General features: G+C 63.2%; 11 protein-coding genes. 6 read left to right on the top strand and 5 right to left on the bottom strand.

Annotated elements, in window-relative coordinates:
• The first annotated feature begins 229 nt into the window (after positions 1-229).
• Positions 230-1,567: an MATE family efflux transporter gene (locus ACZ889_RS06895; RefSeq protein WP_476257262.1), complete on the top strand. Its 1,338-nt coding sequence runs from the start codon at positions 230-232 to the stop codon at positions 1,565-1,567.
• A gap of 126 nt (positions 1,568-1,693) precedes the next feature.
• Here the strand turns inward: ACZ889_RS06895 and ACZ889_RS06890 are convergent, their stop codons facing one another.
• From ACZ889_RS06890 to ACZ889_RS06870, 5 genes are all read right to left on the bottom strand, one after another.
• Positions 1,694-2,149: an REP-associated tyrosine transposase gene (locus ACZ889_RS06890; protein ID WP_017148076.1), complete on the bottom strand. Its 456-nt coding sequence runs from the start codon at positions 2,147-2,149 to the stop codon at positions 1,694-1,696.
• A gap of 170 nt (positions 2,150-2,319) precedes the next feature.
• A complete protein-coding gene (gene speA, locus ACZ889_RS06885) occupies positions 2,320-4,233 on the bottom strand; it encodes an arginine decarboxylase (protein WP_003255317.1) in 1,914 nt (637 codons plus the stop codon).
• A 150-nt stretch (positions 4,234-4,383) separates the two neighbouring features.
• Positions 4,384-4,755 carry a translation initiation factor Sui1 gene (locus ACZ889_RS06880; protein ID WP_003255318.1) on the bottom strand — a complete coding sequence of 124 codons (372 nt, stop codon included), beginning with the start codon at positions 4,753-4,755 and terminating at the stop codon, positions 4,384-4,386.
• 239 nt (positions 4,756-4,994) lie between these two features.
• Positions 4,995-5,528 carry an NUDIX hydrolase gene (locus ACZ889_RS06875; protein WP_180688906.1) on the bottom strand — a complete coding sequence of 178 codons (534 nt, stop codon included), beginning with the start codon at positions 5,526-5,528 and terminating at the stop codon, positions 4,995-4,997.
• A 2-nt stretch (positions 5,529-5,530) separates the two neighbouring features.
• Entirely contained in the window at positions 5,531-6,598 is a 1,068-nt protein-coding gene (locus ACZ889_RS06870; RefSeq protein ID WP_108192069.1) for a DUF2333 family protein, read from the bottom strand.
• A 248-nt stretch (positions 6,599-6,846) separates the two neighbouring features.
• Here ACZ889_RS06870 and ACZ889_RS06865 point away from each other — a divergent pair, with 248 nt between their 5' ends.
• From ACZ889_RS06865 to accB, 5 genes are all read left to right on the top strand, one after another.
• Positions 6,847-8,202, top strand: coding sequence for a diguanylate cyclase (locus tag ACZ889_RS06865; RefSeq protein ID WP_003255323.1), 1,356 nt, complete (start codon positions 6,847-6,849; stop codon positions 8,200-8,202).
• A gap of 144 nt (positions 8,203-8,346) precedes the next feature.
• Positions 8,347-10,308, top strand: a complete 1,962-nt coding sequence (locus tag ACZ889_RS06860) for a methyl-accepting chemotaxis protein (RefSeq protein ID WP_476257261.1) — start codon at positions 8,347-8,349, stop codon at positions 10,306-10,308.
• Between the two features lie 117 nt (positions 10,309-10,425).
• Positions 10,426-12,198, top strand: coding sequence for a protein-disulfide reductase DsbD (locus tag ACZ889_RS06855; protein WP_476257260.1), 1,773 nt, complete (start codon positions 10,426-10,428; stop codon positions 12,196-12,198).
• A gap of 179 nt (positions 12,199-12,377) precedes the next feature.
• Complete coding sequence (gene aroQ / locus ACZ889_RS06850; protein WP_003255330.1) at positions 12,378-12,833, top strand: type II 3-dehydroquinate dehydratase; 456 nt, start codon at positions 12,378-12,380, stop codon at positions 12,831-12,833.
• 100 nt (positions 12,834-12,933) lie between these two features.
• Complete coding sequence (accB, locus tag ACZ889_RS06845) at positions 12,934-13,395, top strand: acetyl-CoA carboxylase biotin carboxyl carrier protein (RefSeq protein ID WP_003255332.1); 462 nt, start codon at positions 12,934-12,936, stop codon at positions 13,393-13,395.
• Positions 13,396-13,407: the final 12 nt, after the last annotated feature.

The raw sequence follows: 13,407 nt of genomic DNA, 5'->3' as shown, positions 1-13,407 counted from the left end.
AACGTCAGGTGCAGCACCCGGCGTTGCGCGCCAGGTCAGACCATGGTCGCGCTAAATGGTTGCCTGGTCGTTACACTGTGGCCATTCGTTAAAGGGGCCGCATTGCGTCCCTTCGCGGGCTTGCCCGCTCCCACAGGTTTGGCGCCGGCCGCAAGAGCAACACTTTCCTGTGGGAGCGAGCAAGCTCGCGAAGGGGCACACAGCGGCCCCAAAATCTCATGGAATGCACATGCCCCAACTCGCTGCCGACTGGCGCCACCGCCCCACCCACCGCAAGGTCTGGGCGCTGGCCGCGCCGATGATCCTGTCCAACATCTCGGTACCGCTGGTGGCGCTGGTCGACAGCACGGTCATCGGTCATCTCCCGCACGCCCACCAACTGGGCGCCGTGGCCGTGGGCGCCACCTTGTTCACCTTCATGGTCGGCCTGATGGGCTTCCTGCGCATGGGGTCCACCGGCTTCGCTGCCCAGGCCGCCGGCCGTGGCGACGGTGCAGCGCTACGCCAGGTACTGGTGCAAGGGCTGCTGCTGGCGGTCGGCTTCGCCCTGTTGATCGGCCTGCTGGCCCTGCCCTTCAGCCAGCTGGCACTCCATGCGATGCAACCCAGCGCAGCCCTGCAGCAATCCACCGAAGACTTCTTCCATACCCGCCTGCTTGGCCTGCCTGCGGCGCTGGCCAGTTACGCGCTGGTCGGCTGGTTCCTCGGCACCCAGAACGCCAGGGCGCCACTGGCCATCCTGCTGACCACCAACCTGCTGAACATCACCTTGAACCTGTGGTTCGTGCTGGGCCTGGACTGGGGTGTGCTGGGCTCGGCGCGGGCGTCGGTGATTGCCGAATGGAGTGCCGCCCTGCTCGGTTTGGCCCTGACCCGCCCGGCCCTGCGGGCTTACCCGGGGCAGATCGTGTGGGCAGCGCTCAAGCGCTGGCAGGCCTGGAGGCCACTGCTGGCGGTGAACCGCGACATCTTCCTGCGTAGCCTGGCGCTGCAACTGGTGTTCCTGCTGATCACCGTGCAGGGCGCGCGTCTGGGCGAAGCGACCGTGGCGGCCAACGCCCTGTTGCTCAATGGCCTGCTACTGACGGCCTATGCGCTGGATGGGCTGGCCCATGCGGTGGAGGCCTTGTGCGGCCATGCCATTGGTGCCCGTGACCGCGACACTTTGCGCCGCTCGCTGGTGGTCGCTTGTGGTTGGTCACTGATCACCAGCCTGGGCTTTGCCGGGCTGTTCCTGCTGGGTGGGCACCTGTTCATCGACTTGCAGACTGATATCGACAGTGTGCGGGCGGCGGCTTATCCGTATTTGCCCTACCTGGCGTTGCTGCCGTTGATCGCGGTGTGGAGTTACTTGCTGGATGGCTTGTTCATCGGCGCGACCCGGGCGCGGGAAATGCGTAATGCAATGCTGGTTTCGGTGTTGATTGCGCTGCCGGTGGCACTGGCCATGAGCGGGTTGGGCAACCATGGGTTGTGGATGGCGTTTCTTGGGTTCATGGGGTTGCGGGCGGTGACGTTGGGGTGGGTCGGGTGGCGGTTGCAGCAGAGGGACCTGTGGTTTGGCTGATTGGGGCCGCTTTGCGGCCCATCGCGACGCAAGGCCGCTCCCACATGGGATAGCGGGTCGGCCTGCTTTCGCGGTCCCTGTGGGAGCGGCCTTGTGTCGCGAAATGAGGGCGAAGCCCTCACATGCTCACAGCCATACACAGTCCCAGTGGGGATACTCGCCAGCCCGCCGCACCAGGCCGGCCCGAATGGGGTTGGCGATGATGTAGCGGGCCACCGCTCGCACATCCTCCTCGCGACGCAAAGCCCGGTCATGAAAGCTGGTTTGCCAGATATGCCGTCTTTCAACACCGGCCTTGTACAAGGCACAGCTGCTTCTGGATTTGAATTCGCACATCAGCCTACCCAGGCTCACTGGACCCAGCTCGATGAGCCAGTGAAGGTGATCCGGCATCAACACCCATGCCAGCGATCGACAAGCCTTGCGCTCATCGCTGAACCGCAACTGCTGGATCACGGTCCTGGCGAATCGGAAGTCTTTGAACAACGGCGTTCGGCTGCGGGTAGTTGTAGTCAACAGGTAGAGGCGCCCGGATTCGGACACCCGGCCATTACGTAAACGATGGGAGCCTGGACGTTCCATGTCGTTCTCCTTTGAATTGTGCATTCAAAGTTAGCGCCGCGAATGCGACGGGCGAGGACAGGACCATTACCGGGTATGACACGGTGAGGGCTTCGCCCTCATATCGCGACGCGAGGCCGCGCCCACAAAAACAAGCAAACCGTGCAGTTTTTGCGGGGCGGCCCCGTCAATTACGACGACAGGTACGAAGACCGGGTCAAGCCCAGGCGCAAGGCATCCAGATACTGGGTCCGCTCACGCGCAGTGATCTTGGCGCTGGCGACCTTGTCGCGGTAATGCGTCATCAACTCTTCCGGCGACAGGTGCACGTAGCGCAGCATGTCTTCGATGGTGTCGTGGGTTTCGATACCCGCGTGGTACACGCTGCCGTCGGCATTCTGGTAGATGTTCACCGAGTCGGTGTCACCGAACAGGTTGTGCATGTCACCCAGGATTTCCTGGTAGGCACCCACCAGGAACACGCCCAGCAGGTAATCTTCGCCTTCCTTCACCGCATGCACCGGCATGCTGGTTTCGATGCTCTGCTCGTCAACGTACTGGTTGATCTTGCCGTCGGAATCGCAAGTCAGGTCCTGCAATACCGCACGCCGCATCGGCTCTTCGTCCAGGCGGTGCAGCGGGATGATCGGCAGGACCTGGCCGATGGCCCAGGTGTCTGGCAGGCTCTGGAACACCGAGAAGTTGCAGATGTACTTGTCGGCCAGCTTGTCGTTCAGCTCGTCCAGCACCTGGCGGTGCGAGCGCTGGCGGGCTTTCAGCGAGTTGTGCAGGCGGCGGCACACGGCGAAATAGCACTGCTCGGCCAAGGCCTTCTCACCCAGGCTGATCTTGCCATCAGCGTACTGCGCGGCCACATCACCCATGTAGTGGGTGGCGCGCCAGTAGGTCTCGGTGACCATCTCGATGTCGGTCGGGCCAAGCAGGTCGACCAGCCACTGCACGGTCTCGGGCAGGGCTTCCTTGTTCTCGATGGTCGGTACGTCGTCATTGTGTTTCTCGACGTCGGTGACCTGGATCACCAGCATGGCGTGGTGCGCGGTCAGCGAACGGCCACTCTCCGAGAAGATGTGCGGGTGCGGCAGGCCCTGTGCGTCGCAGAACTCCTTGAGCATGCCCACCACCACGCCGGCGTAGTCGTCCATGTCGTAGTTGATCGAGCTGGCATTGCGCGAGTGAGTGCCGTCGTAGTCCACACCCAGGCCGCCACCCACGTCGATGTGGTCGACCGGCAGGCCCAGCGCACGCAGTTCGCCGTAATAACGGATGGCTTCCTTGAAACCGTGCTGGTAGTCGGCCAGGTTGGCGATCTGCGAACCCATGTGGAAGTGCAGCAGGCGGATGCCCTGATCCAGGCCCGCATCGCGGAAGCGCTGCACCACCGAAAGCAACTGGGCGGCGGACAAACCGAACTTGGACTTCTCGCCACCGGTGTCGGCCCACTTGCTCGAGGCCAACGACGACAGGCGAACGCGCAGGCCAACCTGTGGTTTCACCTTGAGCTCGGCGGCCTCTTCGATCACCAGGGCCACTTCCGACTCTTTCTCGATGACGATGAACACATTGTGGCCAAGCTTCTGACCCATCAGTGCCAGGCGAATGAACTCACGGTCCTTGTAGCCGTTGCAGACGATGGTGCCGCCCTTCGGCGCCAGCGCCAGCACTGCCAGCAACTCGGGTTTGGAGCCGGCTTCCAGGCCGATGGAAACGTTTTGCGTGGCGATGATGTTTTCCACCACCGCTTCCTGCTGGTTGACCTTGATCGGGTACAGCGCGGTGTACTGGCTCTGGTATTCCAGGCGCGCGATGTTGGCGTCGAAGGCACCGGTCAGCTGGCGCACACGGTCCTGCAGAATGTCAGGGAAGCGCACCAGCAAGGGCAGCGACAAGCCGCTCTGGCGCAGTTCGTCGACCTGTTCGAACAGGTCGATCGGAGCACTTTGAGGGCCGTTGGGGCGTACTTCGACGCGCCCGGCTTCATTGATGGCGAAATAGCCAGCGCCCCAATGGCGGATGCCATAAACGCTGCGGCTGTCGGCCACGGTCCATTGGCTACCATCGTCTTTGCGTGTGCGTCGTACGGACATTCAAGTCCCCTATAAATAAGTCGAAGACACTGCCCGCAGGCAGCGGGGCGAGTGTAAAAGCTGAAAATGACGATTCATCCGTGCTCAGGCATAGACTCTGACCACGGGAACGAGTTTAGAAAGCGCTGGGCAAAAAATCGTGCGATGGCCTCAGCCGCCGGACTTTTTCGCCTTGAAACCCTGTTTGGTCAGCTCGCCGATCAACAGCTCGACATGGTCGCCCTGGATCTCGATAACCCCGTCCTTCAGGGCGCCGCCGGTACCGCAGCGGCGCTTGAGCGTGGTCGCCAGCTCCTTGAGCTGGTCGGGCGGCAGCGGCACGCCGGTGACAGTGGTCACGGTCTTGCCGCCACGGCCTTTGCTTTCGCGGCGCACGCGGGCAATGCCGTCGCCTTCGGGGATGATTTGCTGCTTGCAGGTGCAGGCGTCCACCGGCTGGCCACAGTCGGGGCAGTGCCGACCGGCGTCGGTGGAGTACACGAGACCGCCAAGGGCGGAAAAAGAAGAAGCTTTCTTGGCCACTTTTGTTCCTCGGTGCTGAGGACAAAAACTGGTCGTGCCTTGGGGTTGAGGCCGACCGCGAAGCCCCACTCTGGCAGGGGCGGCGCTACTGCTGCAAGAATTGCGGCAGCCCGAAAAGGGCGCGCAGTGTAACGATAAATACGCCGGTTGTGTAGGAGCGGGTTTACCCGCGAACAAGGGCAAAGCCCTTGCCCTGCGAAACGGGTGTCTGGGCCGGTATTTCGCGGGCAAACCCGAGCCTACAAAGTGGCCTTGTAGCGCTGCAACGCCGCCAACGAGTCCGGGCAATAAGGCTTGCTCAGGCTTTCCTGCTCAGCCTGTTCCAGACCGATGAAGCGCGCCTCGATCACCTCTTCCGGCTGCAACCGCAACGGTGCATCCGACACCGCCGAATACACCGCACACCACAAGCGGTTATCCGGCTGGTCGAAGTAGAACCGCTCGTGAAAGCGCAGCTCGGCGCCCTCGATGCCCAGCTCTTCGGCCAGCTCGCGCGCGGCCGACTCGGCATACGCTTCCCCAGCCGTGACCATGCCGCCCGCCGCCACATCCCAATACCCGGGGTACAGCGCCTTGCTCAGGGTACGCCGGTGTACACACAATTCACCGGCACTGTTGAACAGCAGAATGAACGTGCAGCGACCGATCAGGCCACGCTCGCGCAGCTCGGCACGGGGCAAGGCGCCCAGTACCTGGTCGGTTTCGTCCACCCAGGTGACCAGCTCGCGGTCGGAAGCCGCCCGATGGGCGGCCTCGGTTGGGCCGATAGCCATCATCAACCCTGCGACAGCAGCTGACGCAGATCGATAACCGCAGCGTTGGCCCGGGAAATGTAGTTGGCCATGACCAACGAGTGGTTGGCCCACATGCCGAAGCCACTGCCGTTGAGCACCATCGGGCTCCACAGCGGCTCTTGCGAGGCCTCCAGCTCACGGATGATCTGACGCACGCTGACGGTGGCATTCTTCTTCGCCAGCACGTCGGCGAAGTCCACCTCGATGGCACGCAGCAGGTGCGACAGCGCCCAGGCTTGGCCACGGGCTTCATAGAACACGTTGTCGATCTGCAGCCATGGGGTTTCCACCAGCTCCTCATCCACCTGCGGCGCCTGGCCGGCAACGACCGACTCGGTCTTCAGCGTGGTGTTGAGCTTGACCCGGCCAACGCTGGCCGACAGGCGCTGCGACAGCGAGCCCAGACGGGTGGCCACGTCACCCAGCCAGTTGTTCAGGTTGTCGGCGCGGGTATAGAAGATAGCGCCCTTGTCGCCGGCAGCCAGACGGGTCTGGTAGCGGGTCAGCGACTTGATGCCCTCTTCGAACTCCGACTCGCTCGATGGCAGGATCCAGCTCTTGTTGTCGAAGTTGAAGCGCGGCTCGGCCTTGGCCAGGTCGGCGTCTTCGGTGGACTGCGACTGCGAACGGGCGAAGTCTTTACGCAGGGCACGGGACAGGTCACGGACCTGGACCAGCACGCCATATTCCCAGCTTGGCATGTTGTCCATCCACAGCCCTGGCGGGAAGCGGTCGTTGGAAATGTACCCGCCCGGCTTGTTCAGCAAGGTGCCGGCCACGGACTTGAGGGTTTCGATGGTGGTATAGCCCACCACCATCTGCTGGCCAGCACGTTCGGCTGCGGCCTGGGCGTTTTGCTGCACCGGGAACAGAGCAGGCTCCTGGCTCCAGTACCAGCCCAGGCCGATACACACCAGCAGGTACAACCCGATCAGGGTCCCCAGGGCACGGCTCCAAAGGCCGCCAAGGTAGCTACGGGCGGCAGCGCCGCGCCCGTCGACACGCTCACGGGGCTCGGCTTTGGCCTCGCGGTTTTTCCAGTCCAGCATGGCTTTGTCCTTAATCAGTCACGACGGTTCAGGGGCTTTGACCACAGGCCTGCGCTAGCGTGCCACGGGAAGCCCGAATGGCTGCACTATAAAGCAGACACCACCGTACGCATAAGCGACCATTCAGTCAGCAACTGAATATTCGTTCTGCCCGCTTTGTTGACGCAGGGCACTCACGCACGTGAAAAGAGCTGCTAGCATAGAGCCATCATTGCCCCTGCACATCCCAACCTATAAGTAGCCAGGACATGAGCCAAGCAGTCGAGCCGAGCCCGCAGTGCCCCGTCCAACAGCTGACGCGTAACGGCCTGCGCAAGGACGACCCGCTCGACCCGCTGCTGCTGCCCGTGCGCAAACCGGTGTACATCCTGCTGCAGGACCACGAACGCGCCCAGCGCCTGGCCCAGCAACTGGAATTCTTTGGTCTGGTGGTGCAAGCGTTGCCCAGCACAGCGGCGTTTCTCGCCTCGATCAGCGAGTACCCGCCTTCGGCCATCATCATGGATGTCGACTTCACCGGCGCCGGCCTGGGCTTGCTGCTGGCCGCCCAAGTGCAGCAGGGCCTGGCACGCGCCATTCCGTTGCTGTTCTTCAGCCATCACGAAGCCGACACCCCGACCCGCCTTGCCGCAGTACGCGCCGGTGGTCAGGACTTTCTCACCGGCAGCCTGGAAGCTTCCAGCTTGCTGGAAAAGGTCGAACTGCTGACCAACACCGCCCCGCACGACCCGTTGCGCGTGCTGATCATCGACGACTCGCGCACCCAGGCCCTGTACACCGAGCGTGTACTGGCCGGCGCCGGCATGCTCACCCGCAGCCTGACCGACCCGATCCGCACCATGGCCGAGCTTGCCGACTTCCAGCCCGACCTGATCATCCTCGACCTGTACATGCCGGCCTGCACCGGCCCGGAGCTGGCCAAGGTAATCCGCCACAGTGACCGTTATGTGAGTGTGCCGATCATCTACCTGTCTGCCGAGGACGACCTGGACAAGCAACTGGATGCCATGAGCGAAGGCGGTGATGACTTTTTGACCAAGCCGTTTCGCTCACGCCACCTGATCACTACCGTGCGCAACCGCGCCGCCCGCGCCCGCCATTTGAAGGCACGCATGGTCCGCGACAGCCTGACCGGGCTGTACAACCACACTCATATCCTGCAGCTGCTGGAAGACTGCAGCTTCCGCGCCCGCCGTGAGCAGCAGCCGTTGAGCTTTGCCATGCTCGACATCGATCACTTCAAGAAGATCAACGACCGCCACGGCCACCCCATGGGCGACCGAGTGATCAAGAGCCTTGCCCTATTCCTCAAGCAGCGCTTGCGCAAGACCGACTTCATTGGCCGCTACGGTGGCGAGGAGTTCGCCATCGTCATGCCCAATACCGCGCTGGATGCCGCACACAAGGTGCTGGACGAAATTCGCCGGCGCTTTGCCGAAATTCTCTACCCGGCGCAGCCGCGCGATTTGCAGTGCACCTTCAGTGCAGGGGTGGTGCAACTGGACGAGGGGTTGGATGCACTGACCATGGCCAGTGCAGCGGACGAGGCGCTGTACCGGGCCAAGCATGCGGGGCGTAATTGCGTCGTTCGTGTTGAGCCCTGAGATTCGCACTCACTGTGCCAGCCACACCAATAGAGGCACTGTGCCACTTTTTTTCTGACACCAAGCCCCTGGCGTCATCACCCCGTCACAAAATCGCAATAACTTCAGGCGCCTACCTCTCACCTGCGCAGGAAATTCGCGGCTATGCGCCTGAAGTGGCTGACCAATTTCAACACCCTGTTGCTGGTGACCGTGTGTATCGCCTTGGGCGCCACCCTGTGGTGGTCGCAGCGCGCCCTCGAGCGCCCCTACCAGCTGATGGAGCGCTATCTGGGCCTGTCTCAGCAGTTCCAGAACCAGACGGCGCGCAATATCCAGGCCTACCTGGGCAGTGGCGATGCCCTGCGTCAGGCCGCAGCCATGGAGGCGACCCAGCAGTTGCAGGCCGCACTGACGGATTGGCCCGTAGAGCTGGCCGAGAAGTTGCGCCCCAGCCTGGATAGCCTGCAGGCCTTCACCGCCAACGAACTGCTGGCCGCCGGTAAGCTGGCCGGCGACCCACAAGCCCTGCTGCTGCAAGCCGAGCGGGAGCTGGGGGCGAACTTCGAGCAGATGGCCAGCTATGCCCGCGACAGTGGCAACGCCGAGGCCAATCGCTACTTGCTGCCCTTGCTCGACGCCACCCTGCACCTGGGGCGGCTGTCATTGGCTCGCGACAAGCTGGTCAGCAGCGGCCGCCCGGAGCTGGCCGATGAGGTGGAACGCGAGCTGCAACTGATCCGCGCCCAGGCCCAGACGGTCGACGGCCTGCCACTGCTCGGCGTAACCCGCACGGCCGAATCCGGAGCCGACGACTTCGCTGCGATGATGGGCCTGGAATCCCAGAGCAGCGCCCAGCAGGAAGACATTGCCGTGGGCCTTAAGCGTGAATTGCAAAGCCTGCTCAACCGCTACCCGGCCGAACTGCAACGCACCCGCGAACAGATCGAGCGCCGCGCCGAGCTGGCCGCCACCACCGGCCAGCGCCTGGAAGCCGTACAACAGGCCATCGCCGCGTTGGAACCCGAAGTACGCGGCCAGCATGCGAAAATCGCTGCCGAGGTGCGCATCATCCAAGGCCTGATGATCGGCCTGATCCTGCTGATCGCCCTATTGATCGATACGCTGCAACGGCGCCTGGCGCGTACCCTGACCGGACTGGCCCCGGCCCTGTCACGCTGGGCCGAGGGCGACTTCGCCCAAGCCATCGCCTTGGGCAAGACCAACCGCGAACTGCACGACATCCAGGAGTCGCTCAACCGCCTGCGTCAGTACCTGGTGGAGCTGGTCGGCACCATCCGCCATAACGCCGAGCAGGTGGCCGGCAGCAGCCACGCCCTGGCCGGCATGAGCGCTGCGCTGCACGGCGGCGCCGAGCGCCAGGCCGGCGATACCGGGCAGATCCGCGATGCCTTGGGCGAGCTGGAAGCGACCATTCAACAAGTGGCAGGTGACGCCAGCGCAGCCGCCGAGGCCAGCCGCGATGCCGGGCGTGCGGTGGAACAAGGCCAGGCGGTAATCGGCCAGAGCCTGTCGGGCTTGCGTGAACTGGTCGATGAAGTGCAAGGCAACGCCCGCATGATCGAACAATTGGCGGAAGAGTCGGCCACCATTGGCGGGGTACTGACGGTGATCCGCGCGATTGCCGAGCAGACCAACCTGCTGGCACTGAATGCCGCGATCGAAGCGGCCCGTGCCGGCGAGATGGGCCGTGGCTTTGCCGTGGTCGCCGATGAGGTGCGCTCACTGGCTCAGCGCACCACGGGGGCTACCGGCGAGATCCAGGCGTTGATCGACCGCCTGCAGCAGGCCGCCAGAAGTTCGGTGGCGGGGATGCGCGCGCAACTGGAGCATGCCGAGGCCACGGCCAACCAAGCCCAGGCGGCGGATGGGGCACTGGATGAGATTGTCTGTGCCATTCGCACCATTTCCGATACAGCGGTGCGGATTGCCGATGTCACGGCACAGCAGAGTGGCGCGGTGAGCGAGATTCGTGACCACAGCGAGCGGATTCACGCGTTGGGTGAAGACAACCTGCAGCGCATTGGCGAGGGACGTGAACAAGGTGAACAGCTGCTGAGCCTGGGCGGTGAGCTGAACCGGGCGGTGCGAGCGTTCAGGGTCTGAGATCGAGCGCCGCCCGCGCGGCGCTTCGTGGGTAAACCCGCTCCTACGTTTGTTTCGGGCCAATTATTCCTGCGCATCCGTTATCATGCCGAGCACGTTCCACCTCGCGAGTCCGCCATGCGTCGCCTGTTTTTCATGCTGTTCCTGCTGCTGGCCAGCCCTGCCTTCGCCGCAGGCCTGCTCGACAACCGCCCAAGCGCCACCCTTGGCGCCGCTTCGCTGGCCAACAACGCCGACTTTCTGCCGGTACACGAGGCCTTCAAGCTCAACCTGGTCCAGGCCGATGCGCAAACCATCAAGCTGCGCTTCGTCGCCACCGATGGCTACTACCTCTACCGCCACCGCTTCCAGTTCCACACGGAACCGGCCGACATCACCCTGGGCACGCCGAACATCCCCAAGGGTGAGGCCAAGCACGATGAATTCTTCGGCGATGTCGAGGTGTACCACGGGGTGCTCGATATCGAGTTGCCGCGCAAAGACCCACGCGCCTTCACCCTGCTGGTGGGCTACCAGGGTTGCGCCGACAAGGGCTTGTGCTACCCGCCGGAAACCGCACGCCTGAATATCGATGGCGAAGGCGCTGCAAACACGCCAGCCACCCGCGAACACGGCTGGAACTGGAAGTCGCTGCTGCTGTTCTTCCTCGCTGGGGTCGGCCTGACCTTCACGCCCTGCGTCCTGCCAATGTTACCGATCCTTTCCGGTGTGGTGCTGCGCGGCCAGGTTGGCGGCGTGCGCGGCCTGGCGCTGTCGCTGGCCTACGTGCTACCAATGGCCGCCAGCTTCGCGGTGCTCGGCGCACTGATGGGCCTGTTCGGCGCAAGCCTGAACCTGCAGGCGCGCCTGCAGTCGGCCTGGGTGCTGGTTCCCTTCGCGCTGTTTTTCGTGGTGTTCGCCCTGGCCATGTTCGGCCTCTTCGAACTGAGGCTGCCCCAGGCCCTGAGCAACCGCCTGAACAACGTCGCCAACCACACCCGCGGCGGCTCGCTGCTGGGCGCAGCAGTGCTCGGTGTGCTCTCCAGCTTGCTGGTTTCTCCATGTGTATCGGCGCCCCTGGCCGGTGCCTTGCTCTATATCAGCGCCAGCGGCGATGCCCTGGGCGGCGCGCTCAAGCTGTTCACCCTGGGTTTGGGCATGGGTGCACCGCTGCTGCTGGTGGCCACCGGTGGCGCGGCCTGGCTGCCCAAGAGCGGCCCGTGGATGAATACGGTAAAAAACGCCATTGGCGTACTGCTGCTGGGGCTGGCCATCGGCTTGCTCAGCCGTGTACTGCCAGGCCCTGCGACCTTGCTGCTGGTCGGTTTCCTCGCTGCGGGTGTGGCACTGTTCCTCGGCGCGCTGGAATTCGTCGTCAAGACGGCGGCCCAGCGCCTGGCGCAACTGCTCGGTCTGGCCTTGCTGGTGTACGCGCTGGCTTGCTGGTACGGCGCACTCACTGGCCAGGGCGACCCACTGCGCCCACTGCCGGGTACATCACTGACCGCCAGCGGCAGCCTCCCGACAGCAAAAGCCGATGCCTGGCAGACCATCAGCACACCTGATGCTCTGGACGCAGCCCTGGCGCAGGCCCAGGCCGCCGGCCAGCCAGTGCTGCTGGACTGGTACGCCGACTGGTGCATCAGCTGCAAGGTGATCGAGCATGAGGTGCTCAATGCACCGCAAGTACAAACACAGCTGACCGGCTTCAAACTGCTACGTTTCGACATCACCGACAGTAATGCCGAGCAACGCACGCTGCTCGACCGCTACCAGCTGTTCGGCCCACCCGCCCTGCTGTTTTTTGCTGCGAACGGCAGCGAAATTACCGCTGATCGGGTGATTGGCGAGATAAATGCCGGTGAATTTGCGCAGATTCTGACGCGCGTGCGTGGCAAAGTCGGTCTATAACTTCCCGCGAGCCCGGAAAAATCCTGAAATGAGTGACCGGATTTAATTATTCGGTCACATACTTCGCGCGAACCTCGGACATCGTGCTGGCTATTGCCGGGAACTGGACACTTGCCGTTGCTTTACGGCACACTCGCCGCGCTGTGTCGAATTGCCCTACAAATCCAAGGAATCCGCAGATGGCAACGCTACTGGTGCTCCACGGCCCCAACCTCAACCTGCTCGGTACTCGCGAGCCAGGCCACTACGGCGCCGTGACCCTGGCTCAGATCAACCAGGACCTGGAGCAACGCGCCCGCGCCGCAGGCCACCATCTGCAGTACCTGCAGAGCAATGCCGAATACGAACTGATCGACCGCATTCACGCCGCACGCAACGAGGGTGTGGACTTCATCCTGATCAATCCGGCTGCTTTCACCCACACAAGCGTCGCATTACGTGACGCATTGCTTGCGGTGAGCATCCCATTCATCGAAGTGCACCTGTCCAACGTGCACAAACGCGAACCGTTCCGTCACCACTCCTACTTTTCCGATGTTGCCGTAGGTGTGATCTGCGGTCTGGGCGCCAGCGGTTATCGCCTGGCCCTGGAGTCCGCGCTGGAACAACTGGCTGCCAACGCACAGCCCAAATGATGAAAACCCTGGCCTAAGTGGGCCGGGGTTCGAGAGAAACGTTTCAGATACGTTTTTTTGTATTTCGCCCCCTGACCGAACCTTTGGGAGTTGATGATTAATGGATATCCGTAAAGTCAAGAAACTGATCGAGCTGCTGGAAGAGTCTGGCATCGACGAACTGGAGATCAAGGAAGGCGAAGAGTCGGTCCGTATCAGCCGTCACAGCAAGACCCCAGCTGCCCAGCAGTTCTACGCACCGGCGCCTATGGCCGCCGCCCCTGCCGCTGCGCCGGTTGCCGCTGCTGCGCCAGCCGCCGAAGCCACTGCTGCCGCCCCGGCCCTGAAAGGCACCGTGATCCGTTCGCCAATGGTAGGTACCTTCTACCGCAAGCCTTCGCCGACCTCGCCTAACTTCGCTGAAGTTGGCCAGTCCGTGAAGAAAGGCGACACCCTGTGCATCGTCGAAGCCATGAAGATGATGAACCACATCGAAGCCGATGTTGGCGGTGTCATCGACGCCATCCTGGTAGAAGACGGCCAGCCGGTTGAGTTCGACCAGCCGCTGTTCACCATCGTTTGAATCGCGGAGAGC

Source organism: Pseudomonas sp. TE3895, from assembly GCF_056278855.1.
The sequence above is the reverse complement of the archived record's forward strand: the minus strand, read 5'-3'. Positions and strand labels throughout refer to the sequence as shown.

Coding starts and splice junctions, on each gene's coding strand:
- ACZ889_RS06890 (WP_017148076.1), bottom strand. CDS start 2,149: ATGGAACGTCCAGGCTCCCATCGTTTACGTAATGGCCGGGTGTCCGAA.
- accB (WP_003255332.1), top strand. CDS start 12,934: ATGGATATCCGTAAAGTCAAGAAACTGATCGAGCTGCTGGAAGAGTCT.
- ACZ889_RS06870 (WP_108192069.1), bottom strand. CDS start 6,598: ATGCTGGACTGGAAAAACCGCGAGGCCAAAGCCGAGCCCCGTGAGCGT.
- speA (WP_003255317.1), bottom strand. CDS start 4,233: ATGTCCGTACGACGCACACGCAAAGACGATGGTAGCCAATGGACCGTG.
- ACZ889_RS06895 (WP_476257262.1), top strand. CDS start 230: ATGCCCCAACTCGCTGCCGACTGGCGCCACCGCCCCACCCACCGCAAG.
- ACZ889_RS06875 (WP_180688906.1), bottom strand. CDS start 5,528: ATGGCTATCGGCCCAACCGAGGCCGCCCATCGGGCGGCTTCCGACCGC.
- ACZ889_RS06860 (WP_476257261.1), top strand. CDS start 8,347: ATGCGCCTGAAGTGGCTGACCAATTTCAACACCCTGTTGCTGGTGACC.
- ACZ889_RS06855 (WP_476257260.1), top strand. CDS start 10,426: ATGCGTCGCCTGTTTTTCATGCTGTTCCTGCTGCTGGCCAGCCCTGCC.
- aroQ (WP_003255330.1), top strand. CDS start 12,378: ATGGCAACGCTACTGGTGCTCCACGGCCCCAACCTCAACCTGCTCGGT.
- ACZ889_RS06865 (WP_003255323.1), top strand. CDS start 6,847: ATGAGCCAAGCAGTCGAGCCGAGCCCGCAGTGCCCCGTCCAACAGCTG.